The 20,512-nt window shown below is 72.9% G+C and carries 19 protein-coding genes; 8 read left to right on the top strand and 11 right to left on the bottom strand.

Annotation, left to right across the window (positions count from 1 at the left end):
* Nucleotides 1–33: 33 nt before the first annotated feature.
* The 5 genes from ACIBSV_RS26475 to ACIBSV_RS26455 are packed head-to-tail and all read right to left on the bottom strand — an operon-like array spanning nt 34 to nt 4,376.
* Nucleotides 34–1,230 carry an MFS transporter gene (locus ACIBSV_RS26475; protein WP_395867157.1) on the bottom strand — a complete coding sequence of 399 codons (1,197 nt, stop codon included), beginning with the start codon at nt 1,228–1,230 and terminating at the stop codon, nt 34–36.
* Nucleotides 1,230–2,000, bottom strand: coding sequence for an SDR family NAD(P)-dependent oxidoreductase (locus ACIBSV_RS26470; protein ID WP_395867155.1), 771 nt, complete (start codon nt 1,998–2,000; stop codon nt 1,230–1,232). Before ACIBSV_RS26470 ends, ACIBSV_RS26475 begins: the two co-directional genes overlap by 1 nt.
* 9 nt (nt 2,001–2,009) lie before the next feature.
* Nucleotides 2,010–3,005, bottom strand: coding sequence for a sulfotransferase (locus ACIBSV_RS26465; RefSeq protein WP_395867153.1), 996 nt, complete (start codon nt 3,003–3,005; stop codon nt 2,010–2,012).
* Nucleotides 3,006–3,023: 18 nt separating this feature from the next.
* On the bottom strand, nt 3,024–3,917 hold the full coding sequence (locus tag ACIBSV_RS26460; protein ID WP_395867151.1) for a family 3 encapsulin nanocompartment shell protein: 894 nt from the start codon (nt 3,915–3,917) through the stop codon (nt 3,024–3,026).
* Nucleotides 3,918–3,968: 51 nt separating this feature from the next.
* A complete protein-coding gene (locus ACIBSV_RS26455) occupies nt 3,969–4,376 on the bottom strand; it encodes a hypothetical protein (protein WP_395867149.1) in 408 nt (135 codons plus the stop codon).
* A 64-nt stretch (nt 4,377–4,440) separates the two neighbouring features.
* Here ACIBSV_RS26455 and ACIBSV_RS26450 point away from each other — a divergent pair, with 64 nt between their 5' ends.
* A complete protein-coding gene (locus tag ACIBSV_RS26450) occupies nt 4,441–5,382 on the top strand; it encodes a LysR substrate-binding domain-containing protein (RefSeq protein ID WP_395867147.1) in 942 nt (313 codons plus the stop codon).
* 70 nt (nt 5,383–5,452) lie between these two features.
* On the opposite strand, the gene ACIBSV_RS26445 is transcribed toward ACIBSV_RS26450, so the two are convergent.
* Nucleotides 5,453–6,235, bottom strand: a complete 783-nt coding sequence (locus ACIBSV_RS26445) for an SDR family NAD(P)-dependent oxidoreductase (RefSeq protein ID WP_395867145.1) — start codon at nt 6,233–6,235, stop codon at nt 5,453–5,455.
* Nucleotides 6,236–6,520: 285 nt separating this feature from the next.
* Here ACIBSV_RS26445 and ACIBSV_RS26440 point away from each other — a divergent pair, with 285 nt between their 5' ends.
* From ACIBSV_RS26440 to ACIBSV_RS26410, 7 genes are read left to right on the top strand one after another with little or no spacing between them, the layout of a single operon-like run.
* Nucleotides 6,521–6,703, top strand: coding sequence for a lysine biosynthesis protein LysW (locus ACIBSV_RS26440; RefSeq protein WP_395867143.1), 183 nt, complete (start codon nt 6,521–6,523; stop codon nt 6,701–6,703).
* 27 nt (nt 6,704–6,730) lie between these two features.
* The gene (locus ACIBSV_RS26435; RefSeq protein ID WP_395867142.1) at nt 6,731–7,636 is read left to right on the top strand and encodes a RimK family alpha-L-glutamate ligase; all 906 of its coding nucleotides are present in this window, start codon (nt 6,731–6,733) and stop codon (nt 7,634–7,636) included.
* A complete protein-coding gene (argC, locus tag ACIBSV_RS26430) occupies nt 7,633–8,658 on the top strand; it encodes an N-acetyl-gamma-glutamyl-phosphate reductase (protein ID WP_395867140.1) in 1,026 nt (341 codons plus the stop codon). The genes ACIBSV_RS26435 and argC overlap by 4 nt, the downstream gene beginning before the upstream one ends.
* Nucleotides 8,659–8,715: 57 nt before the next feature.
* Nucleotides 8,716–9,621 carry a transketolase gene (locus ACIBSV_RS26425; protein WP_395867138.1) on the top strand — a complete coding sequence of 302 codons (906 nt, stop codon included), beginning with the start codon at nt 8,716–8,718 and terminating at the stop codon, nt 9,619–9,621.
* Nucleotides 9,618–10,610, top strand: a complete 993-nt coding sequence (locus tag ACIBSV_RS26420) for a transketolase family protein (RefSeq protein WP_395867136.1) — start codon at nt 9,618–9,620, stop codon at nt 10,608–10,610. The genes ACIBSV_RS26425 and ACIBSV_RS26420 overlap by 4 nt, the downstream gene beginning before the upstream one ends.
* The gene (locus ACIBSV_RS26415; RefSeq protein WP_395867134.1) at nt 10,610–12,229 is read left to right on the top strand and encodes an AMP-binding protein; all 1,620 of its coding nucleotides are present in this window, start codon (nt 10,610–10,612) and stop codon (nt 12,227–12,229) included. The genes ACIBSV_RS26420 and ACIBSV_RS26415 overlap by 1 nt, the downstream gene beginning before the upstream one ends.
* 9 nt (nt 12,230–12,238) lie before the next feature.
* The gene (locus ACIBSV_RS26410; RefSeq protein WP_395867132.1) at nt 12,239–13,384 is read left to right on the top strand and encodes an acyl-CoA dehydrogenase family protein; all 1,146 of its coding nucleotides are present in this window, start codon (nt 12,239–12,241) and stop codon (nt 13,382–13,384) included.
* 111 nt (nt 13,385–13,495) lie between these two features.
* Here ACIBSV_RS26410 and ACIBSV_RS26405 read toward each other — a convergent pair whose 3' ends face one another.
* Genes ACIBSV_RS26405 through ACIBSV_RS26385 form a run of 5 tightly spaced genes read right to left on the bottom strand, consistent with a single transcriptional unit; the run spans nt 13,496 to nt 20,407 of the window.
* A complete protein-coding gene (locus tag ACIBSV_RS26405; protein ID WP_395867130.1) occupies nt 13,496–14,098 on the bottom strand; it encodes a CGNR zinc finger domain-containing protein in 603 nt (200 codons plus the stop codon).
* 27 nt (nt 14,099–14,125) lie between these two features.
* Complete coding sequence (locus ACIBSV_RS26400; protein ID WP_395867128.1) at nt 14,126–15,643, bottom strand: lyase family protein; 1,518 nt, start codon at nt 15,641–15,643, stop codon at nt 14,126–14,128.
* Nucleotides 15,640–17,637, bottom strand: a complete 1,998-nt coding sequence (locus ACIBSV_RS26395; protein ID WP_395867126.1) for an FAD/NAD(P)-binding protein — start codon at nt 17,635–17,637, stop codon at nt 15,640–15,642. Before ACIBSV_RS26395 ends, ACIBSV_RS26400 begins: the two co-directional genes overlap by 4 nt.
* Nucleotides 17,634–18,836, bottom strand: coding sequence for an FAD-dependent monooxygenase (locus ACIBSV_RS26390; RefSeq protein ID WP_395867124.1), 1,203 nt, complete (start codon nt 18,834–18,836; stop codon nt 17,634–17,636). The genes ACIBSV_RS26395 and ACIBSV_RS26390 overlap by 4 nt, the downstream gene beginning before the upstream one ends.
* A complete protein-coding gene (locus ACIBSV_RS26385) occupies nt 18,836–20,407 on the bottom strand; it encodes a class I adenylate-forming enzyme family protein (protein ID WP_395867122.1) in 1,572 nt (523 codons plus the stop codon). Before ACIBSV_RS26385 ends, ACIBSV_RS26390 begins: the two co-directional genes overlap by 1 nt.
* Nucleotides 20,408–20,512: the final 105 nt, after the last annotated feature.

Genomic DNA, 20,512 nt, shown 5'->3' with positions numbered 1-20,512 from the left:
ACGCGTGTGGCCACGCGCGGGGGATCGATCAGGTCACGAGGCCCGGGCTCGGTCCCGGCGCCGGGCCGCGGCGGTGCCGGTGTACAGCGAGCCCAGTACGGCGACCGCGGCCAGCAGGAAGGTGGCGGTGTAGCCGACCTCGGCGAGCAGCCCGCCGAGCAGCCCGGCGAGGCCGACCGCGACGTCGAAGAACGAGGAGATGGCGCCCAGTACCGCGCCGCGTTCGGATTCCGGCGGAGTGTCGATCGCGATCATCGCCAGCGCCGGATACAGCAGGGTGAAGCCGCCGCCGGCGATCAGCGCGCCGGCCGCCGCGACCCACAGGGTCGAGGCGAACGCGATCAGCACCAGGCCGACCGCCTCGACGCACGCGGACACCACGATCACCGGCAGCGCGCCGACCCGATCGGGCACCCGCCCCGCGACCACCCGCACACCCACGTACGACGCGCTGAACACGCTGATCAGCAGCGAACCGTTGCCGATCCCGCGGGACGTCAAGGCCAGCGCCCCGAAGCTCGCCACCGCCGCGTATCCGAACGCGCCGAAGCCGAGCGAGAGGCCGGGCAGGATCGCGGCGCGCGGCAACAACCGGGCGGACACCGCGACGCCTTGGCGGGCGCTGTCGGGCAGCCGGGTCAGCACCGCCACGGCGACCGCGGGCAACACGGCGGCGGCCGTCCACACCGCGCCGTACGAGCCGGTCCGATACAACACTTCGCCCAGCGCCGGCCCCACCGCCAGGCCCGCCCACATCGCCAGTCCGTAGAACCCGACCACCTGACCGCGTCGGTCCACCGGGGTCAGGGCCACCGTCCACACCGATCCGGCGGTGAACAGCAGGGCCTCCCCCACGCCGAGCACGAACCGGGCCGCCAACAACCCGAACAGGGTCGGCGGCAGCGCGTACAGCCCGCCGACCAGCACCATCAGCGCGGCGCCGAGCATCATCACCGGGCGGCAGCCGCGCTGTTGGGCCAGCCGCCCGGCGTACGGGCGCACCAGCAGGGCCACCACGCCGGACACCGTGAACGCGACGCCGACCTGGAGCGGCGAGCCGTGCAGTTCCCGGGTGACCAGTCGGGGGATGACCGTGATCGCCAGGCCGACCGCGACGAACGTGGTGAACAGCGCGACCAGGACGCCGGCGAAGGTGCGCGCCCAGGGCTGCGTCGGGCGGGCTTCGGTGCCGGCGGTATCCGCCTCGGGCCGGTGCGCGGGCGCCGCCATCAGCCGATCCCCCGCGAGTTGCCGCCGTCCACCACCACGACCGAGCCGGTGACGTAGCCGGCCTGTTCGGCGGCCAGGAAGCAGACCAGCGCGCCGAGGTCCTCGGCCCGGCCGATCCGGCCCAGCGGGATGTCCCGGGCCACCTCGGCGAGCCGTTCCTCGACCCGGGCGCCGTACTGCACGTCCAGAATGGGTGTCCGGTGGAATCCGGGGGCCAGCACGTTCACGGTCACCCCGGCCGCGCCGAACGCGTGCACCAGGCCCTTGGCGAAGCCGAGCACCCCGAGCCGGGCCACCGAGGACAGCCCGCTGCCGGGGTGCGGTTGGCGCACCGACTCCGAGGTGATCATCACGATCCGGCCCCAGCCCGCCGCGGTCAGGTACGGCGCCGCGGCGAGCGCGAGCGACACGTGCGGAAGCAGGTTGCCGTCGACCGCCTCCCGGTACTGCGCGACGGTGAAGCTCTCCACCGGGCCGAACGGCACGCCGCCGGAGTTGCTCACCACGATATGCAGGGCACCGAACTCCTCGGCGGTGCGCCGGACCCAGCCCGCGGCGGCCTCCTCGTCGCGCAGATCGATCGAGGTGGCCAGCACCCGGCCCTTGCCGCACGCGTCGATCTCGTCCCGGGCGCGGGCCAGCTTGTCCGGATCCCGTCCGCAGATCGACACATCGGCGCCCTCCGCCGCCAGCGCACGCGCGACGGCCAGGCCGATCCCGCTGCCGGCCGCGGCGACGAGCGCGGCGCGGCCATCGAGTCCGAGATCCACGGTCGGCTCCTATCGTTGCGCGGCGGCGGTCGCCGGCACCGGCTCCGCCGATGCCTTCGTCGGGTGCGCCCGGTCGCCGTGCCCGGGCAGCAGTGGATAGCCGTAGCGGCGCAGCAGGGGCGCGGTCAGTGCGGTGACGACGGCCAGGTCGCGCGGGGCCAGTTCGGTCCGCCACCGCTCGTCGGGGCGGATCTCGGTGACGCCCTGTCGCAACCGGTCCGGGTTTCCGGTGACGGTGTGGTTGCCGCCCAGGTGCACCCGGCCCCGCGCGTCGACCGGCGGCTCGTCGTCGAGTCCGGCGAAGCGCAGCACGTCGGCGAGCACGTCCGCGGGCCGCGCGCACAGGTCCTCGTGGCGCACCCGCAGGTAGCGGCCCACGGCGGTGGCGCCGACCAGTTCGGACGCCACGTTGAAGGCGTTCCAGTAGCCGCTGCTGCGGGCCGGGCTCATCGGGTCGATGTACTGCTTGGCCCGCCGATAGGACAGCGCGGTGGCCCGGGGGTCGCGCACGATGTGCAGGATGCGCACGTCCAGGTCGCGGCGGCCGAGCAGCGCGGCGGCCTCCGCCGGGTACTTCGAGCCGTCCACGATCAGCCGGCCGGCGCCGTCGTCGACGAGCCGGCGATGGATCCGCGCGGTGCGGTCAAGGAGTTCGTCCACGCCGGGGGCCGCGGGCACCCGCCCGCGGGCCTCGGCGAGCCGGGTGCGCACGTGCCGGGTGCGCAGCAGCGCGTGTTGCCGCATGGCCGTCCGCCGCGCGGTCGCCTCGAGCCCGGTGCCGTCGGTGTCCTCCAGCACACCCGACCACAGCGGGCACGCGCGCAGGCTCGTGCCGCAGCCGCAGGTCGAGTTGCTGCCCCGGCCCAGGACGCCGTTGCGCCACAGGTAGTGCAGTTCGCCCACGTGCCGGACTTCGGGAAGTTCGTTGAGGATGTTGCCCAGGAGCGTGCTGCCGCTGCGCATCCAGCCGGTGATGTACAACACGCGTGGGGACCGGTCGGCCATCGCGAGCACACTCCCTTCTCAGTCGCGGGTCAGCAGCAGGAAGTGCTGCGGAAGGTGAACGGCCAGTCCCACTCGGGTGGTTGCCTGCACCGCGTCACAGCCGTCGGGTCCGGCGCCGCGACGCAGCGCGAGCGCGGCCACGTCCGGGACGAGCAGGGTCGCGGCGGCGCGGAAGTCGCCGAGCAGTACCCGGTCGCGCGGGATCATCCGGGTCCGGGAGACGGTGACGCCCGCCTGGGCCAGGAGGGCGAGCGTGCCGGTCTTGACCAACTCCCAGTAGGTGAAGGGGTGTACGACGATGCCGTCGCACGAGCCACCGGTCTCCTCGACCTCGGCGGCGGCGACGGTCAGGCCCTCGGCCAGGTCCGCGCCGAGCCGGCCGTGCCTGCTCTCGGGCAGCGTGAGCAGACCGGGGATCGCCTTGTCCGCGCTGCCGTGCAGCAGCGACTCGTTCTCCACCACGGACAGCCGGACCAGCACGCGGTAGTCCACGAAGGACGCGAGCAGCGCGGGCTGGTCGAGTAGCCCGCGCGGGAGCGGTACGGACACCGTCAGGTCGGTGAGTTCGGCCTGCTCCAGGCGGGGCACGAAGGCGCCTTCGGGTGTGCTGCGATAGGAGGTGCCGGCCGCGGCGGTCGTCTCGGCGGGCGGCTCGTGCACGTACGGCACCCGACGGTCGGGCACCGACGCGGTCTTCAGCAGGTGCCGCACCGCGTAGCGCGGTCGGGTCGCGAACAGCGGGAAGACGGCGGGCAGATGGGCCCGGAACGGGACCACCCGATCCTCGGCGGCGGGCACGCCGCCCATCGCCCAGGCGAATTCCTCGCCGGGACTGCGCGTGCGCAGCCCGGGATCGGCGAGCGTGACCCGGACTCCCTGTTCGACGGCGGGCCCGGCGGCGGCTCCCTGCATGGCGACTCCTCGGCTGGATCCGAACTCGGAAACGTTCCTGAGTAATCGACGTTAGGCGTGATCTCCACCGCCGGGGGTCGCCGTCGAACGCGTGTTTTTATGACCCGGATAAGTGCGCGTGATTTCTCCGGACACTCGGGCGGGCGAATCGTCGACGAAATGGCCGTCGGCGCCGTGCCGGCAAACGCCCGGTTCGGCGTCGCCCGTCTCCACCGAATGCCCGTTTGCCGGCATGCTCGTCGCACGCGACGCCTGCCGCCTGCCCGCTCGGCGCCGGATCATGCCACCCGATCGCATATTCGCATTCGGCCGTGAAAATCTCATGCCGAAGTCGTGAACCGTACCGTGGAACGGCCGGTCGGCGCCCCGTACCCTGGTTTCGGCCGGCAATACGACGCCGAAGGCGCCGGCGAGGCCGAATTGCTCAGGTTTATTGATCTTGTTGCCGCACAGCATCATCTTGGCCCCGTCGCCACCCGAGCGTCAGGTGTGTGGCAAGACCCTTCATGGATGTGAGTGGAGAATGCATCACGACCTGCAAGTCAATCGACTGAGGGCTTTGTTGACCGTGGTCGACCTCGGTGGTTTCCGCCGGGCCGCGGAGGCTCTGCACATCACCCAGCCCGCCGTCAGCCAGCAGATCCGGCAGCTCAACGGTCTGATCAAGGGTCCGATCTTCACCTCGACCGGGCGCAACCTGCGGCTCAGCCCCCAGGGCGAGGAACTCCTCGGCTACGCCCGGCGGATCGTCGCGCTCAACGACGAGGCGGTGGACCGTTTCGTGCCGGCTTCGGGACACGAACGGCTCTCCATCGGGATCGTCAATCAACTCGCGGAGGCGTTACCGGAGTTCCTTCGGCTGGTCACCCGCAGGTTGCCGCAGGCGCAGGTGAGTGTGCGCACCGGCCTGAGCGAGGCGCTGGAGACCCAGGTGGGCACCGGCCAACTCGACCTGGCGCTGCTCCTGCAGACGCGCTCGGACGAACCGGCCGCCACCAGTCGCGGACTCGGCCACCTGCGGATGGACTGGTTCGGCCAGCCGGCGCACGGCGAGAACGCCGCGCTGCCGCTGACCCTGTTCACCGAGCCGTGCACCATGCGCGGGCGGATCGTGGCCGCGCTGGACGCCTGCGACGTGCCGTGGCGGATCTCCTACGAGGGCCCCGAGTTGGTCGGGCTGCGCGCGGCGGCGAAGGCCGGCATGGGGGTCGCGTGCCTGGTGGCCAACGGGGACGAGTTGTGGGACCTGCCCAAGGCGGTCCGCCCCGGGCTGCCCGCCCCGCCCGGACCATTGCCGGTGACGATGGCCTATCCCTCCGGTCTGGCCCCCTCGAACCTGCCGGCCATCGCGGAGAAGGCCTTTCGCCGGGCGCTGCTCGGCTACCCGTTCGTCGATGCCCCGCCCGTCCCGGACCCGGGCCGCGCGAACCGCCCCGAGACCCGCCGGGTGCTCGCGCACCGCTAGCCGGCCCGCGCCGCGACCGGCGCGCGAACCCGGGTCGGGCGCGGCCCCGCCCGGATCCGCCGATCGCCGGCTAACCGCGGCAGGCGGCCATCGCACCGACGTCGCCGCCGTGCGTGTCGAAGACCAGACCGGTGACGGGCTCGGCCCGCTCGCTCGCCAGATACGCGGCCAGCGCCCCGAACTCGGCGCCTTCGCGGGTGCCTTCACCACGGATCCGGTCGGCCACCCGAGCGATCTCGGCACCCGCCCCGGGATCGCCCCACAGCCGGGGGCCGGCACCGGGCCCCGCTCCCGGAACCAGCACGTTGGCCGTCACGCCGGTGCCGTCCAGGGTGTCCACCAACCCGCGCAGATAGCCGATCAGGCCCATCCGGGCCATGCCGGACAACCCCTCGCGCCCGTGCGGGCGACGTGCCTTCGCCGGCGCGATCAGCAGCAACCGACCCCAGCCGCCGCGCTTGACGATGGGCAGCGCGGCCAGCGTCGCGCTCACGTGCGGCAGCAGGTTCGCGTCGATCGCCGCGCGATAGTCGGCCAGCCGGAAGCCGTCCACCGGACCGGGCGTGATCGGGCCGGAGTTGGTCACCACGATGTCCAGGCCGCCGAAGTTGTCGGCGGTGCGGCGCACCCACTCGGCCACCGCGCACGGATCGTAGGGGTCCACCGGCATGCTCAGCACGTCGCCCGGCCCCAGCGCGTTGACCTCGACATGCGCGCGGGCCAGCCGGCGCGGGTCCAGGTCGCACAACGACACGTGCGCGCCCCGCACGGCGAGGCCCTTGGCCGCGGCCAGGCCCACACCGGCGCTCGACGCCACGACCATGGCGACGCGGTCTCGCGGTCGAACATTCATGATCGGGCCTTTCGATGTCAATCTTGCGGCGACGAATCGTCCGAGGACGATTCCATCCGGGAAATGTTAATCGCGAAACGACCGGTTGTACCGGCGTCGACAAGCAGGGCTGCTTATGCGGAAATCCTTCCCGGTTATGACCGGTCGACCATAACGGTTCGCTTTCGGTCCGATCAGATTTCCTCATTGGCATTTACCGGGGAAATCGCGTTACGGTTTTCAGTGGCAACCAGCCGACGGGTCGAGATCGCCCGGATATCACCACCACAGCCGGAGGTTGAACTCATGCAGCAGGTCGTGCAGGCCCCCGAGTGTCCCGAATGCGCGACGACGGTGACGCTCGACGAGGACGCCAGGGTGAGCGAGATCATCGAGTGCGTGGACTGTCGGAGCGAGTTGGAGATCGCGTCCGTGAAGCCGCCGAAGGTCGAGCTCGCGCCCGAGGTCGAAGAGGACTGGGGCGAATAACGGGAATCGGGAGAGGGGATTCGGTCGATGACTTCGATCCGATCAGCGGTGAACCGGTCGGCGGCGATTGCGCCGGCCGCGTCCCCGCGCCTCGCCGTGCTCGCGTCCCGGGTGCGGTTCGAGGAGAAGAGCATCATGACCGCCCTCGACCGACGCGGGATCGCGTTCGAACATCTCGATCCCCGCAGGCTGTTCGTCGCGAGCGGCACGTCGTACACCGGTCCCCGGCTGGTCCTCAACCGCGAGGTCGGGCACTTCCGGGCCCTGTACGCGGCGAGCGCGCTCGAGTCGGCGGGCGTGACGGTGGTCAACAGCGCCGCCGCCACCCACGTCGCCGGCGACAAGTGGCACACTTCGGCGGCCCTGCTCCGGCACGGGTTGCCCACGCCCAGGACCGCGCTGGCGATCACGCCCGACGCGGCCCTGGCCGCGCTCGAGGAGATCGGCTATCCGGCGGTGCTCAAACCGCTCGTCGGCTCCTGGGGACGACTGGTCACCCGGGTCACCGATCCGGCGATGGCCGGCGCCGTACTCGAACACATCGCCGCACTCCCCTCCCCGCAGTCGCACGTGGTCTACGTGCAGGAGCAGGTCGCCAAGGCCGATCGCGACATCCGCGTCCTGGTCGTGGCCGGCCGGGCGCTCGGCGGTACGTATCGCCGAAGCACCGAATGGCGCACCAACGTGGCGCGCGGCGCGGTGAGCGAACCCCTGCCGCCCAGCGCCGAACACGCCGAACTCGCGGTCGCCGCAGCGGCCGCCGTCGGCACGGAACTGGCCGGTGTCGATCTGATCGAGGACCTGGAGGGACGGCTCACCGTGCTCGAAGTCAACGACCGGGTGGAGTTCACCGGACTACAGGGCGCCCACGGCCGCGACATCGACGTGGCCGGCGCCATCGCGGACCTGCTCGCGGCCGGGGTACGGGCGTGATCCGGGTCGGGGTCGTCGGGGCGGCCGGCTACATCGGCGGCGAGCTGCTGCGGCTGCTCACCGTGCACCCCGGGGTCGAGCTCGCCGCCGCCACCTCGCGCACCCTGCGCGGCCGGCGGATCGACGGCGTGCACCCGAACCTGCGCGGGCGGACCGAACTCGACTTCTGCTCCGAGGAGCAACTGGACTTCTACGACGCCTTGTTCCTGGCCACTCCGCACCGCGAGACGATGCGCCGGATGCCGGAGTTCCTGGAGCTCGCGGACACCGTGATCGACCTGTCCGGGGACTTCCGCCTGCACGACAAGGACGTGTACGCCGACTACTACGGCGTCTCGCACACGGCGCCGGACCTGCTGGAGACGTTCGTGCCGGGCCTGCCCGAGTTCCACCGCAGGCGACTGCGCACCGCGCGGCGGATCAGCGTACCGGGCTGCATGGCCACCGCCGGGATCCTCTCGCTGGTCCCGCTCGCCGAGGCCGGGCTGATCCGCGGCGAGGTCACCATCGACGCCCGGACCGGCTCCAGCGGCTCCGGCGCCAAGGCCGGCCCGGAAAACCTGCACGCCGAACGCAGCGGCGCACTACGGGTCTTCGCTCCCACCCGGCACCGGCACGAAGCCGAGATCGCACAGGCCGCCGGAGTCCCGGTCCGGATGACCGCGACCGGCATCGAGGCGATTCGCGGCGTGCAACTCGTGGGCCGGGCCCACCTGGTGCCGGGCGCGGACGAGCGCCGGGTCCGGGCCGCCTACCGCTCCCGCTACGCCGCGGAACCCTTCGTGCGCGTGGTCGCCCAGCGGCGCGGCATGCACCGCTTTCCCGAGGCCAAGATCCTGGCCGGCTCGAACTTCTGCGACGTCGGTTTCGCGCTGGATCGCGGTTCGAGCCATCTCACCGTGATCGCTGCCCTGGACAACCTGGTCAAGGGCGGCGCGGGCAACGCGGTCCAGTGCCTGAACGTGCGGTTCGACATGCCCGAGCGGCTCGGTCTGGAGTTCACCGGGCTGCACCCGAACTGACCCGAAGTCAGCGATATCGCGCACCACCCACACCGACCCAGGCGAAAGGAGCAAGCGATGAGCAGCAGTCCCGCGACCCTGCCCGGTCCCGTCCCGCCGGGCCGGCACGATCGGCCGCAGCCGGCCGGCGAACCGGGCCCCACGGCCGACCCGAGCGAGGCCACCGGCCGGATCCGCGAACACATCGTGGACATGTGTGCCGGACCCGAGGGCGGCCACCTGGGCGGCTCGATGTCGCTGGTCGAGGTGCTCACCACGTTGTACCTGCGGGTACTGCGGATCGACCCCCGTTTCCCGCAGGCGCCGGACCGCGACATCCTGCTGCTGAGCAAGGGCCACGGCGGCATCGGCCTGTACGCGACGTTGTGCGAGGTCGGCTTCTTCCCCGAGGAGCGACTCGCGGAGTACGCGCGGCCGGGCAGCCCGTTCATGGCCCACCCGCATCCGGAGATCCCCGGCGTGGAGATGCCGTCGGGTTCGCTGGGGCACGGCCTGGCCCTGGGCGTCGGCTTCACGCTCGCGCACCGGCTCGAGGGGGGCGACCGCCGCTGCTTCGTGGTGATGGGCGACGGCGAGCTGGAGGAGGGCTCGGTGTGGGAGGCCGCCGCCGTGGCGGGCAACCACGGCCTGGACCGGCTGACCGCGATCATCGACCGCAACGGCCTGCAGATCACCGGTGGGACCGAGTCGGTCGGCGGTCTGGAACCGCTGGCGGACCGCTGGCGCGCGTTCGGCTGGCACGTCCACGAGGTGGACGGCCACGACATGGACGCGCTCACCCGGGTGCTGACCGCACCGCCGGTTCCGCACCGGCCCACTCTCGTCCTCGCGCACACCGTCAAGGGGAAGGGCATCCCGTTCGTCGAGGGCCAGACCCGCAGCCATTACGCCCGACTGGGCGAGCGGCAACAGCGGCGCGCCCACGCGGCGTTGCGCACGCAGACCCCCGGGGAGAACCGATGACCACCGCCACCACCGCCGAACCGACCCCGAAACCGACCGCGGCGGCCGAGCCCCGCTCCTCGCGTGAGGTCTACCGCGACATCGTGGCCGAACTGCTGCCCGGCGACGAGCGCCTGGTCTGCCTGGACAGCGACACCGGCCTGTTCGCCGGCGTCGACTTCGGCACCGGACACGACCGCTACCTGAATCTGGGCATCGCCGAACACACCCTGATGGGCGCCGCCGCGGGGCTGGCCCGCGAGGGCCGGATGCCGTTGGTGAACACGATGGCGGCGTTCGCCGCGTCCCGGGCGCTGGAGGCCGTCAAGATCGACATCGCCCTGAACAACCTGCCGGTACGTATCGCGGCGACCCACTCCGGCGTGTCCGCGGGCCACCTCGGCCCCACCCATCACGGTCTGGAGGACCTGGCCGTGATGCGCACCCTGCCGAACATGACCGTAGTGGTGCCCGCCGACGCGGCCGGCACCGACACGCTCTTTCGCCAGGCGCTCACGCTGCCCGGACCGGTCTACTTCCGGATGGGCCGCAACGCCACCCCCGACCTCCCCGCCGGACCGCCCCTGGAACTGGGCCGGGCGCAGCGGCTCCGCCCCGGCGCCGACATCACCATCGCCGCGTGCGGCCCGTACCCGGTGCTCGCCGCCCTGGCCGCGGCCGACGAGTTGGCCGGCGAGGGCATCTCGGCCGGCGTCCTGCACGTGCACACGGTCAAACCGCTGGACACCGCCGCCCTCGCCGCGGCGGTCGGCCCCGGCGGCACGGTGATCACCGTCGAGGAGCACTGGCGCACCGCCGGCTTCGGCTCCGCCGTCGCCGAGGCGCTGACCGAACTCGTGCCGGTGCGGGTGCGTCGAGTGGCCATGCCGGACGCGTTCGTGTCGGTCGCGGGCGGCCAGCGGTATCTGGTCGAGCGCGGCGGCATCACCGCCCGCGCCATCGCCGCGCACGCCCGCTCGGCCGTCGACCCGACCCGAAAGGACCTGTGATGACCGGCTCGTACCGAGCGAACGGATGGTGGCGCGAGGAGACCCTCCTGGCCGACCTGCGCCGCGCGGTGGCCGACCATCCCGACAAGGACGCCCTCGTCTGCTACCAGGACGACACCGTCGTGACCCTCACCTACGCGGAACTCGCGCACCGGGTCGACCGGTTCGCCGCCAACCTGGTCCGGCTGGGCGTGTGCCCGGGCGATGTGGTCACCCTGCAACTGCCCAACTCGTGGCAGTTGGTGGCACTGTGCCTGGCCTGCGCGCGGATGGGCGCGGTGGCCGGCCCGGTCGTCCCGGTCATGCGCCGGCGCGAGGTGGAGTTCATGACCGGCCTGACCGAGAGTCCGCTCTACATCGCGGCGGCCGAGTTCCGCGGCTTCTCCTACGCCCGGATGAGCGCGGAGGTGGCGCGGACCGTGCCCACCCTGCGCCGGCGCGTGCTGCTCGGCGGCGACGGCGGCGAAACCGTTGACGGGGCGCTGGACTTCGACCGCGAACTGATCGAGCGCGAGCCCACGACGGCCGAACTGGCCGCCCTGGACGATCTGGAGGCGGGACCCGACGACGCCGCGCAGGTGATGTTCACCTCGGGCACCACCGGCGAGCCCAAGGGCGTGGTGCACAGCCACAACACGCTCTACGCGATGAACAAGGCACAGGCCGACGTGCTCGGGCTCACCCCCGACGAGGTCACCGCGATGGGCTCGCCGACCTCCCATCAGGCGGGCTACACCTGGAACTTCGTGATGCCCCTGCTGCTCGGCGCGACCGCCGTCCAGGTGGACGCGTGGGATCCGGCGCTGATGTTGCGCGTGCTGGAGGAGCGTCGGGTCACCTTCTTCATGGGCGCGCCCACCTTCCTCTCCGACCTGATCGAGGCGCAGCGCGCCGCTCCCCGGGACCTGTCCGCGCTGACCACATTCGCCACCGGCAGCGCCCCGATCGCGCCGATGCTGGTCGAGGACGCGCGCGAGATCCTGGGCTGCCGGTTGTACGCGCTGTGGGGCATGACCGAGAACGGCTGTGTCACCATCACCCGTCCCGAGCAGCCCGCCCTGCGCGCCGCCGAGAGCGACGGCACCGCGGTGCCGGGGATGGGGGTGCGCGTCGTCGACCGCGACCACGGCGGGCCGGTGGCCGCCGGAGAGTCCGGGCTGCTCCAGGTGCGTGGTGCCGCGCAGTGTCTGGGCTACTTCCGCCGTCCCGAGGTGTACGCGGCGTCGGTCACCGAGGACGGCTGGTTCGACACCGGCGACCTGGCCCGTTCCGACGGACACGGCGGCATCCGGATCACCGGTCGGGTCAAGGACCTGATCATGCGCGGGGCGGAGAACATCCCGGTGGTGGAGGTGGAGGCCGCGCTGCTGCGCCACCACGCGATCAAGGACGTGGCGATCGTCGGCTACCCGGACGCCCGGCTGGGCGAACGCGCGTGTGCGGTCGTGGTCCCGGCGGGCCCCGCGCCGACGCTCGCCGACCTGCAGACCCACCTCGCCGGTCTGGACATGGCCAAGCGCTACTGGCCCGAGCGGGTGGAGATCGCGACCGCGCTGCCCCGGACGCCGTCCGGAAAGGTGCAGAAGTTCGCCCTGCGCGACCGATTCCAACAAGCCTGAGGAGGGGCCATGGACTTCACCTTCACCGAGGATCAGAACGAACTCGCGGAGCATGTGCGCAAGTTCGCCGACTCGCGGATCGCCCCGCACGCCCGGCAGAGCGACGCGCGCGGCAGCTATCGGCCCGGCCTGCTCGCCGAGATGGGCGCCGAGGGCCTGTTCGGCCTGCGCATCCCGCGGGCGCACGGCGGGAGAGAACTGGACGCGACGAGCGCGGGCATCGCGCTGGCCGAACTGGCCGCGGCCGACCTGTCGGTGTGCTTCCCGGTGCTCAACGCGGCGTTGGTGGGCGGTGTCCTGGCGGCGAACGGTACGCCCGGGCAACTCGCCGAGTGGTTGCCGTCGATCGCCTCCGGCGACACGATCGTGGCCCTCGCGCTGACCGAGCCCGCACACGGCACCGACGCGGCGAACATCGGGATGCGCGCCGAACCCACCGCCGACGGCTGGGTGCTCTCCGGCGAGAAGACCTCGATCATGGCCGCGATGTACGCCGGCCACGCGCTGGTCTTCGCGCGCACCGGCGAGGCGGGCGCGCACGGCGTCACCGCCTTCTATGTGCGGCTCGACGACGCGCACGTGACCCGCGAACAGCTCGACGATCTGGGCTGCCGGGCCGGTGGCCGAGGCCGGCTGCTGCTGGACGGGTTGCCGGTGGGTGCGCGGGACGTGGTGGGCACGCCCGGCCGCGGCTTCGTCGAGGTGATGCGCGGTTTCGGTGTCTCCCGGGCGCTGATCTCGCTGATGGCGATCGCGGTCGGGCAGGCCGCACTCGACGAGGCGGTCGGGCACGCCGGGCGGCGGGAGGCGTTCGGGCAGCCGATCGGCCGGTTCCAGTCGGTGGCCTTCGCCCTGGTCGAGCACGCGACGATGTTGCATGCAGCGCGCCTGGTCGCCTACCAGGCGCTGGCGCTGGCGGACGCCGGCGAGGATCCGCGGGTCCCGGCGAACATGGCCAAGTGGTGGGCCCCCAAGGCCGCGATGGACGCCGTGCACCAGGCGCTGTTGACCTTCGGCCAACTCGGCTGGACCGAGGACGGCCCGATCGCCCGCCGGCTCCGCGACGTGATCGGCCTGCAACTCGCCGACGGCACCGCCGCCGCCACCAAGCTCGTGGTGGCCCGCAAACTCCTGGGCCGCACCGCCGCGCCGTGAGACGACGGCGGGCCGCCGTACCTCGGCGAAGACGGCCGGCGGCGGGGAACGCGGTCGCGGGACACGAGAGACACCCGGGACCGGGCGCTCGAACGCCCACCCCGCCCCGGGTCATCCCCCGGACGAACCGGCGTTCGAGGTCGCTCGCGTCCCCCGGTAGGTGGCCATCTTGGCCCGCGTGCCGCATACCGCCATCGAGCACCAACGGCTGCCCCGGTTGCGCGAGCGATCGTAGAAGGCCCATTCGCAGCGGTGTTCGTTGCACGACTTCAGCCGCTGCCAGGTGCCGTCGAGCCGCGCCTCGACGGTGGCCGCCAGCACCGCGGCCCATACGCCGGGCAGTTCCGTCCGCGTCGGCCGGAGCACCGGGTCCGGCCCGCCACCGTCGAATCCGACGACCAGCGGGCATTCCCGCGCGACCTGTTCGAGGGCCCGCCGGGACCGCTCGTCGGTCGGCGCGCCGTTGTTCTCGCGCAGGAGCCCCCGCAGCGCCTCGCGCAGCGTGATCGTCCGCGCGAGGTCGAGGTCGTCCGGCGCGGTCGCCGGTGGCGCGAAGCCGTTGCGCGCCAGCCAGCGGTTCAGGCCCTCGACCGAGGCGAACTCGTCCGGACCGAACTCGACGTTGACGCTGTTCACGAATGCCTGCACCAGCGCGAGTCCGCCCGGTGCGACGGCCCGGTCTCCCGGCTGTCGGATTTCGCGTTGTGACCGCATGCCATTCATGCTACCGGCGTCTCCGTTTCACTGGTAGTTCCCCGTTCGCCCGTGCTCCCGTCCGGGCGAACCGAGTACACGGTCGACCATCACGCCGGCGCCGCCGGTGTACCCGGCCGGGTCCAGCAGTTCCGCCAGGCGCTCGGCGGGGATCCGTGTCGTGACCTCCGGCTCGCCGGCCAGCACCTCGGCCAACGACCGCCCGGTCCGCGCCGCGCTCGCGGACGCCGCGGCCGCCAGCGCCTTGGCCCGAGCCCGCCCGAGCGCGGGGGTCAGGATCGCCGCGAGCCGCTCGGTGACCATGTGGCCGCCGGTCGACTCCAGGTTGGCGCGCATGCGTTCGGGGTGGACGACCAGGCCCTCGGCGAGTTCCACGGCCGTGTGCGCGGCGCCGCCCGCGAGCCGCAGGCCCTCGCGCAACAACAGCCATTCGGCGTGCCACGCGCCCGCCGAGCGCTCGTCCTCGGCGACCGAACACCCGGACAACGCCGCCGCGATCGCCGGCACCTGGAGCGCCGCGCTGCGAATCAGCGTGGACAACACCGGATTGCGCTTGTGCGGCATCGCCGACGATCCGCCCCGGCCCGCCACGTCGGGTTCGGCCACCTCGCCCACCTCGGTCCGCGCCAACACCTGCACATCCACCGCGATCTTGCCCAGCACGCCGGTGGTACCCGCCAGCACGGCGGCCAGGTCGATCATCGGGGTGCGCAGCGCGTGCCACGGCAACGGCGTCCGGGCCAGGCCGGTTTCGGCGGCGAACGCGTCGACCAGCGCCTCGATGTAGACACCGGGGTCGAGCCGTTCGGCCGAGTCGTCGCGGACCGAGTCGTCGCGGACCGAACCGTCGCGTGCCGCGTATTCGAGCGCCGCGTATTCGAGATAGGCCGCCAGCGTGCCGGCCGCGCCGCCGAGTGACACCGGCAGGCCGTCCGCGAGCAGCGCGTCGATCCGTCGTCGGGCGTCCAGGACCGACTGCCGCCAGCCCGCCGCCTTGAGGCCGAAGGTGGTGGGCACCGCGTGCAGGGTCAGGGTGCGCCCGGCCAGCACGGTGTCCCGATGCCGCTCGGCGAGCACGCCGAGCGCGTCGGCGATCCGGGTCAGGTCGGCCCGAACGATGCCCAGGGCCCGCGCGGCGATCAACATCGCGCCGGTGTCCAGGATGTCCTGGCTGGTCGAACCGCGGTGCACGAACTCGGCCGCTGCCGAGTCCTGTTCGGCTACCGCCCGGGTGAGCGCGGCGACCAGCGCGACCACCGGATTGGCACTCTCCCGGGCGGCCAGGGCCACCTCGCGCAGATCGAAGCGCTCGGCCCGGGCCGTCGCGGTGATGATCTCGGCGGCGGCCCGCGGCAGGGTGCCCAGCCGCGCCTGGGCTCGGGCGAGCGCGGCCTCCGCGTCGAGCATGGCCTGGAGCCAGGCCCGATCGCACACGGCCGCCTCCACCGGCGTCCCGACCCGGACCGGGGACAGCAGTCCCGCGTCCTGCTCGATGTCCGGGCGAGCGCCCACGTGTTGGTCGAGTACGTGCGGGACAGCGGTCACACGATCACTCCGTTCGGGGTGATTTCCGGGTCGGTCGACAACACCGGACGCACGTTCGCCGGCGTTCGGGAGGCGGCGGGCAGCGCGAGGACCGCGCGGGCGATCGCGTCCGAGTCGGCGAGCGTGACCGAGTCCACGCCGGGGCGGATCCCGGCGGCGGTGACCCAGTGCACCGATTCGGTCGGCACGCCGTAGGCGAATCGGCGCGGATGCGGCCGGTCCCGCCCGTCGATCAGCCGGTACGGCCGCTCGGTCACCGCCAGGCCGCCGGTCTCGTAGTCCTCGCCGCCGACACCGCGGATCCGGTACGGCGCGGCCTGGTCGGTGTTCAGCAGGTGACGCAGCAGCGGGTCCTCGGTCCGGCGCAGATCCGGCTCGGGCAGCCGGGCCTCGATCAACACCGCGGCGCGTACCGGCGGGCCCGGCACCATGGTGGAGGCGGCCACGAACGCCGGTTCGGCGACGTCCAGGCAGATCCGGGTACCGGGCCCGGTCAGGGTCAACACGCCGGCCTCGATCAGCGCGATCATCTGCTCGATCCGGGCGGCCGGCGGGCCGATCGACAGGAAGCCGTTGAGCGGCGTGTACCACCCCTCCAGGTCGTCCCGGTGCGAGTCGCCGGTCAGGCCGCCGTGGTCGACCGCGAGCCGGATCTCGTTGCGCAGGTCCCGCAGGACATCCAACGCGGCCTTGAGCGGTCCGTCCACGTTCCCCTCCCGGGCCGCCGCGACGTCCCGCTCCAGGTACTCCACCAGCCACCGGGTGAACTCCGCCCGGCTCGCGAACTCCCGCTCGCCGTAGGGCCGGGAGATCGCCGACCAGTCCCAGTGCGCGGCCCGCTCGATGCCGTACGCGAGGGCGAGGTCGGCACTCTCGTCGTCCGAACCCGCCGCCAGGTACTCCCGGGTGAACGCCGCGCATTCGGTCTCCCGGCGGCCTCGCCGGCGCAACAGCGCCGCGTAGTACACGCTTTCCACCTCGCGGACGATCAGCGGCCACAGGTCCGCGGTGAAGTCGACCGGCCGTCCCTCTCGGGCGCGCCGGCGCAGACCCTCGACGTACTCGGGCGTCAGCAGCCGAGGAACGTACCGCCCGTGCGCGCCCTTCTGGTTCTCGCCACGGGCGTGGTAGGGCACGCCGCGCCGTGAACTCGCGTACATGGCGGGCTCGTTGCCCGACGGGTGATACACCGTCCGCCCGTCCTCGGCGCGATCGAAGCGGCCTCCCCTGCCGCTGCTGAACAGGGCCATGTGGTCGAAGAAGTTGAGCCCCAGGCCGCGCAACAACACGTTCTCGCCGGGCCGGACCCGATCCAGGTCCAGGTCCGCCGGATTGGCCGGGGTGATGTAGGTCAGATGGTGGATCCGGGCCAGGCTCGCGGTGCGGGCCTCGCGCGCGGACAGCCGGGCCGGCAGGTGGCCCAGGGCCAGCACCACCGCGTCCAACTCGTGCAGTCGGGTGCCGTCCTCCAGTCGCACCCCCTGCGGGCCGCCCGGTATGCCGTGCGTGTCCGCCAGCGCCACCGCGCGCGAGCGGTGCACCCGCACCGCGACATGCGCCGGCGCGCGGGCCACCACCCGCTCGAACGCGTCGTGCAGGTAGCGGCCGTAGAACGCGCGCGTGGGGTAGTCGTCGGGGCCCAGCGCGCGGGCCTCGGCGAGGATCTCCGCACCGAGGTCGCCCGCTTCGCCCGCGGCCGCCGCGGACCGCGCCCAGTCGTACAGGCTCGGCCCGGGCACGACCGGCCCCTCGATCCGCGAGCTCGCGTCGGTGTACACCGTGATCTGCGCCGCGACCGTGTTCATCAGCAGGTGCTGGGACTGCTCCGAACGCCAGACCGCGCCGGCCCCCGGCGAGGCGGGGTCGACCACGTGGATCGTGACCTCCGGATGGGTGGGCGCGGCGCGTTCGTTGGCGCACAGGCGCTCCAGGACGGAGAGCCCGCGCGGCCCCGCGCCCACGACGCAGACCCGGATCGGGCCGGCGGCGCTCATGCCGCCGCCTCCTCGGCGCGCGGGCCGCCGACCCGGAACCCGTGCATCCAGGCCACGTGGTCGTGCAGCCGATCGGCCGACATCGCGCCGAGCAGCGCGTTCCTGGTCTCGGCCGCGGCGCCCGCGGGATGCCACAGACGGATGCTGTCGCGCGCGGCGAGCGTGATCCGGGTGGTCCGCTCGTGCCGCGCGTCGCGGTACCCGGCCAGGCGCTGCGGCAGGTCGTCGGCTCGCGCACCGGCCAGTCGCGCGCCGAGCACGACGGCGTCCTCCAGGGCCTGACACGCGCCCTGCGCCGCGTAGTGCAGCATCGGGTGGGCCGCGTCGCCCAGCAGCGCGACCCGGCCGTCGGTCCATCGGGACACCGGGTCGCGGTCGACCAGCATCCAGGTCTTCCAGTCCGCGCCGAGTTCGAGCAGCCGCTGTGCGGTGCCGCCCAGGGCGGCGAGTTCGCGCAGCACCCGGTCGCGGTGCACGCACTCCCCGGCGACGGCCTCGGTGCCGCCGTCCGCGCGGCTGGCCGCGAGGTTGAGGAAGCGACCGCCGGCGATCGGGTAGTGCACGAAGTGGCAGCCGGGTCCGGCCCACCACACCACCGACCGGTCGAAGCGCAGCGCGTCGGGTACCCGTTCCATCGGGATCACCGCCCGGTACACGCTGATCCCGGAGATCCGCGGCTCGCCGTCGCCGACCAGCCGGGCCCTGATCGCGGAGTGGATCCCGTCCGCGCCGATCAGTACGTCGCCGGTGATCCCGGTGCCGTCCGCGAGCAGGGCCGTCGCGCTCGTGGCGTCCCGGGTGTAGTCGACGACGTGCGCGCCGGCGTACAGCGACACGGCGTCGGCGGCCAGGCACGCGTCGAGCAGCGCCCGGTGCAGTTCCGCGCGATGCACGACGACGTAGGGGCCGGCGAAGCGGCGCCGGTACTGCTCGGTCAGCGGCAGGCTCGCCACGTGCGCACCGGTGACGCCGTCCATGAAGCGCAGTTCGGCCATTCGTACCGCGGCCGCGCGCACCGCCGCTCCCACGCCCAGGACGTCCAGGGCGTGCAGTCCGTTGGGGGCCAGTTGGATGCCGGCACCGATCTCGGCGAACTCGTCCGCTCGTTCGAGCACTACCGCGTGGTGTCCGCGGGCGGCCACCGCGAGAGCGGTGGCCAGCCCGCCGATCCCGCCGCCCGCGACGATGACCTCGGCCATCACGCACCCCGATCCTCGTCCTCGAGCCGGCGCGCCAACTCGAGGCGTTTGATCTTGGTGGTCGCGGTCTGCGGCAGGTCCTCGATCCGACGCTGGACCGGATCGGCCATGTCCGGAAGTTCGGCGGTGGCCGCACGCCAGGCGTCCCGATCGATGGGGTGGTCGTCCCTGGTGCACACCACCGGCACGGCGGTGCCGTCGGCGCCGGGCACGATGACCACCTCGGCGAGTTCGTCCAGCTTGTCGAACAGCACGTCCTCGGCGGCCAGCGTCGAGCCGAAGCCCTCGATCAGGTCGACCTCGCGGTCCAGCAGGTGGATACAACCCCACCTGGTCCGGTAGCCGACGTCGCCCATCCGCCACCAGCCGTCGGCGGACACCTGCGCGTCGTAGCGGTCCTGTTCGCCGAGGTAGGTGAGGACCCGTCCGTCGCTCTTGACCTCGATGAAGCCGGGGTGCTCGGCGGACGGCGGCCGGCCCGCCCGACCGACCACCCGGGCGGCGGTCATCCCGGGGAAGGGGCGGCCCACACAGCGACCGTCGGCGTCCGGGGCCCGGCCCCGGGTGAAGGCGCGCACCACGGCCGGCCCGACCTCGCTCTGGCCGTACAACTGGCCGAACAGCGGCGCGCGGCGCCGGGTGGCGGCCAGCAGTCGGTGCACGGTGCGCGGGTGGATCGCGTCGAAGGTGGAGCTGAACAGCTTCACGCCGGCCAGCGGTTCGCGCGGATCGTCGGCCAACTCCTCCCATTCCATGAAGGTGTTGGGATGCGCCTCCAGGACCCCCGGCCGCAGCCGCGCGAACAGATCGGCGGCGCGTCGGGGATCGGAGTCGGCCAGCACGGCGATCGGGAAGCCGCGCAGCAGCGAGATGGCCAGTGCGGTGATCAGTCGGGAGTGCACGAACGACACGTGCAGCGCGATGGTTTCCCGGCGCCGCAGGATCGGCGCGACGATCGCGGCCTGCGGCCGATACCGGGCCTGGAGGCTGCGGCCGGTGTGTACGGCGAGCTTGGGCACTCCGGTGGTGCCCGAGGTATGGGTGATCAGCGTCGGCTCCTCGGCGGGCCGGGTCACCGCGGGCACCCGGGCCACCCCGGCGAACGCGTCGAGGGTGGTGGCGTCCGGGTGTGTGCCCGTGGTCAGCAGCACCCGCGCGGTCTCGGCGAAGACCGCGCCCGGCAGTCCGTCGAGCTTGGCCCGGTCGGTGACCAGGAACGGCCGGTCGGTGCGCCGCACCAACTCGGCGACGGTCGCGCCGTCGAGCATCGGCGACAGCAACACCGGAACCCCGCCGGCTCGGGCGATCGCGCAGGCCAGGAGGGTGATGTCGAAGCCGTCGGATTTGTGCACCACGACCCGGTCGCCGGGTCGGATCCCGGCCGCGTGCAGCCGGGCCGCGAAGTCGTCGATCAGGTCGGCGATCTCCGGGATGGTCGCCCGCCGGCCCAGGTCGGGGGCGATGTCCAGGTCGTGGTCGAGGATCAGGACGTTGGCCGGGTGTCGGGCCGCCGCGCGTTCGAAGAGCGTGCCCAGTCGGATGCCGCGATTACCGATGCGTTGCAAGAACATAAGGTCAGACCTTCGTCGGTGGGTTCGGGCGGGCCGACGACCGCGGGGAGGGTGCGGGATGGCGGGCGGTGGACCCGGTCGGCCGAGGGTCGGGGGCGGGTGCCG

Source organism: Embleya sp. NPDC050154, assembly GCF_044460165.1.
Lineage (GTDB): Bacteria > Actinomycetota > Actinomycetes > Streptomycetales > Streptomycetaceae > Embleya.
The sequence above is the reverse complement of the archived record's forward strand: the minus strand, read 5'-3'. Positions and strand labels throughout refer to the sequence as shown.

Excerpts from the sequence above, each read along its gene's own strand:
- ACIBSV_RS26445 (WP_395867145.1), bottom strand. The coding sequence starts at position 6,235 with ATGAATGTTCGACCGCGAGACCGCGTCGCCATGGTCGTGGCGTCGAGC.
- ACIBSV_RS26460 (WP_395867151.1), bottom strand. The coding sequence starts at position 3,917 with ATGCAGGGAGCCGCCGCCGGGCCCGCCGTCGAACAGGGAGTCCGGGTC.
- ACIBSV_RS26415 (WP_395867134.1), top strand. The coding sequence starts at position 10,610 with ATGACCGGCTCGTACCGAGCGAACGGATGGTGGCGCGAGGAGACCCTC.
- ACIBSV_RS26395 (WP_395867126.1), bottom strand. The coding sequence starts at position 17,637 with ATGAGCGCCGCCGGCCCGATCCGGGTCTGCGTCGTGGGCGCGGGGCCG.
- ACIBSV_RS26390 (WP_395867124.1), bottom strand. The coding sequence starts at position 18,836 with ATGGCCGAGGTCATCGTCGCGGGCGGCGGGATCGGCGGGCTGGCCACC.
- ACIBSV_RS26455 (WP_395867149.1), bottom strand. The coding sequence starts at position 4,376 with ATGATGCTGTGCGGCAACAAGATCAATAAACCTGAGCAATTCGGCCTC.
- ACIBSV_RS26475 (WP_395867157.1), bottom strand. The coding sequence starts at position 1,230 with ATGGCGGCGCCCGCGCACCGGCCCGAGGCGGATACCGCCGGCACCGAA.
- ACIBSV_RS26435 (WP_395867142.1), top strand. The coding sequence starts at position 6,731 with ATGACTTCGATCCGATCAGCGGTGAACCGGTCGGCGGCGATTGCGCCG.
- ACIBSV_RS26450 (WP_395867147.1), top strand. The coding sequence starts at position 4,441 with ATGCATCACGACCTGCAAGTCAATCGACTGAGGGCTTTGTTGACCGTG.
- ACIBSV_RS26420 (WP_395867136.1), top strand. The coding sequence starts at position 9,618 with ATGACCACCGCCACCACCGCCGAACCGACCCCGAAACCGACCGCGGCG.
- ACIBSV_RS26385 (WP_395867122.1), bottom strand. The coding sequence starts at position 20,407 with ATGTTCTTGCAACGCATCGGTAATCGCGGCATCCGACTGGGCACGCTC.
- ACIBSV_RS26425 (WP_395867138.1), top strand. The coding sequence starts at position 8,716 with ATGAGCAGCAGTCCCGCGACCCTGCCCGGTCCCGTCCCGCCGGGCCGG.
- ACIBSV_RS26405 (WP_395867130.1), bottom strand. The coding sequence starts at position 14,098 with ATGCGGTCACAACGCGAAATCCGACAGCCGGGAGACCGGGCCGTCGCA.
- ACIBSV_RS26465 (WP_395867153.1), bottom strand. The coding sequence starts at position 3,005 with ATGGCCGACCGGTCCCCACGCGTGTTGTACATCACCGGCTGGATGCGC.
- ACIBSV_RS26440 (WP_395867143.1), top strand. The coding sequence starts at position 6,521 with ATGCAGCAGGTCGTGCAGGCCCCCGAGTGTCCCGAATGCGCGACGACG.
- ACIBSV_RS26410 (WP_395867132.1), top strand. The coding sequence starts at position 12,239 with ATGGACTTCACCTTCACCGAGGATCAGAACGAACTCGCGGAGCATGTG.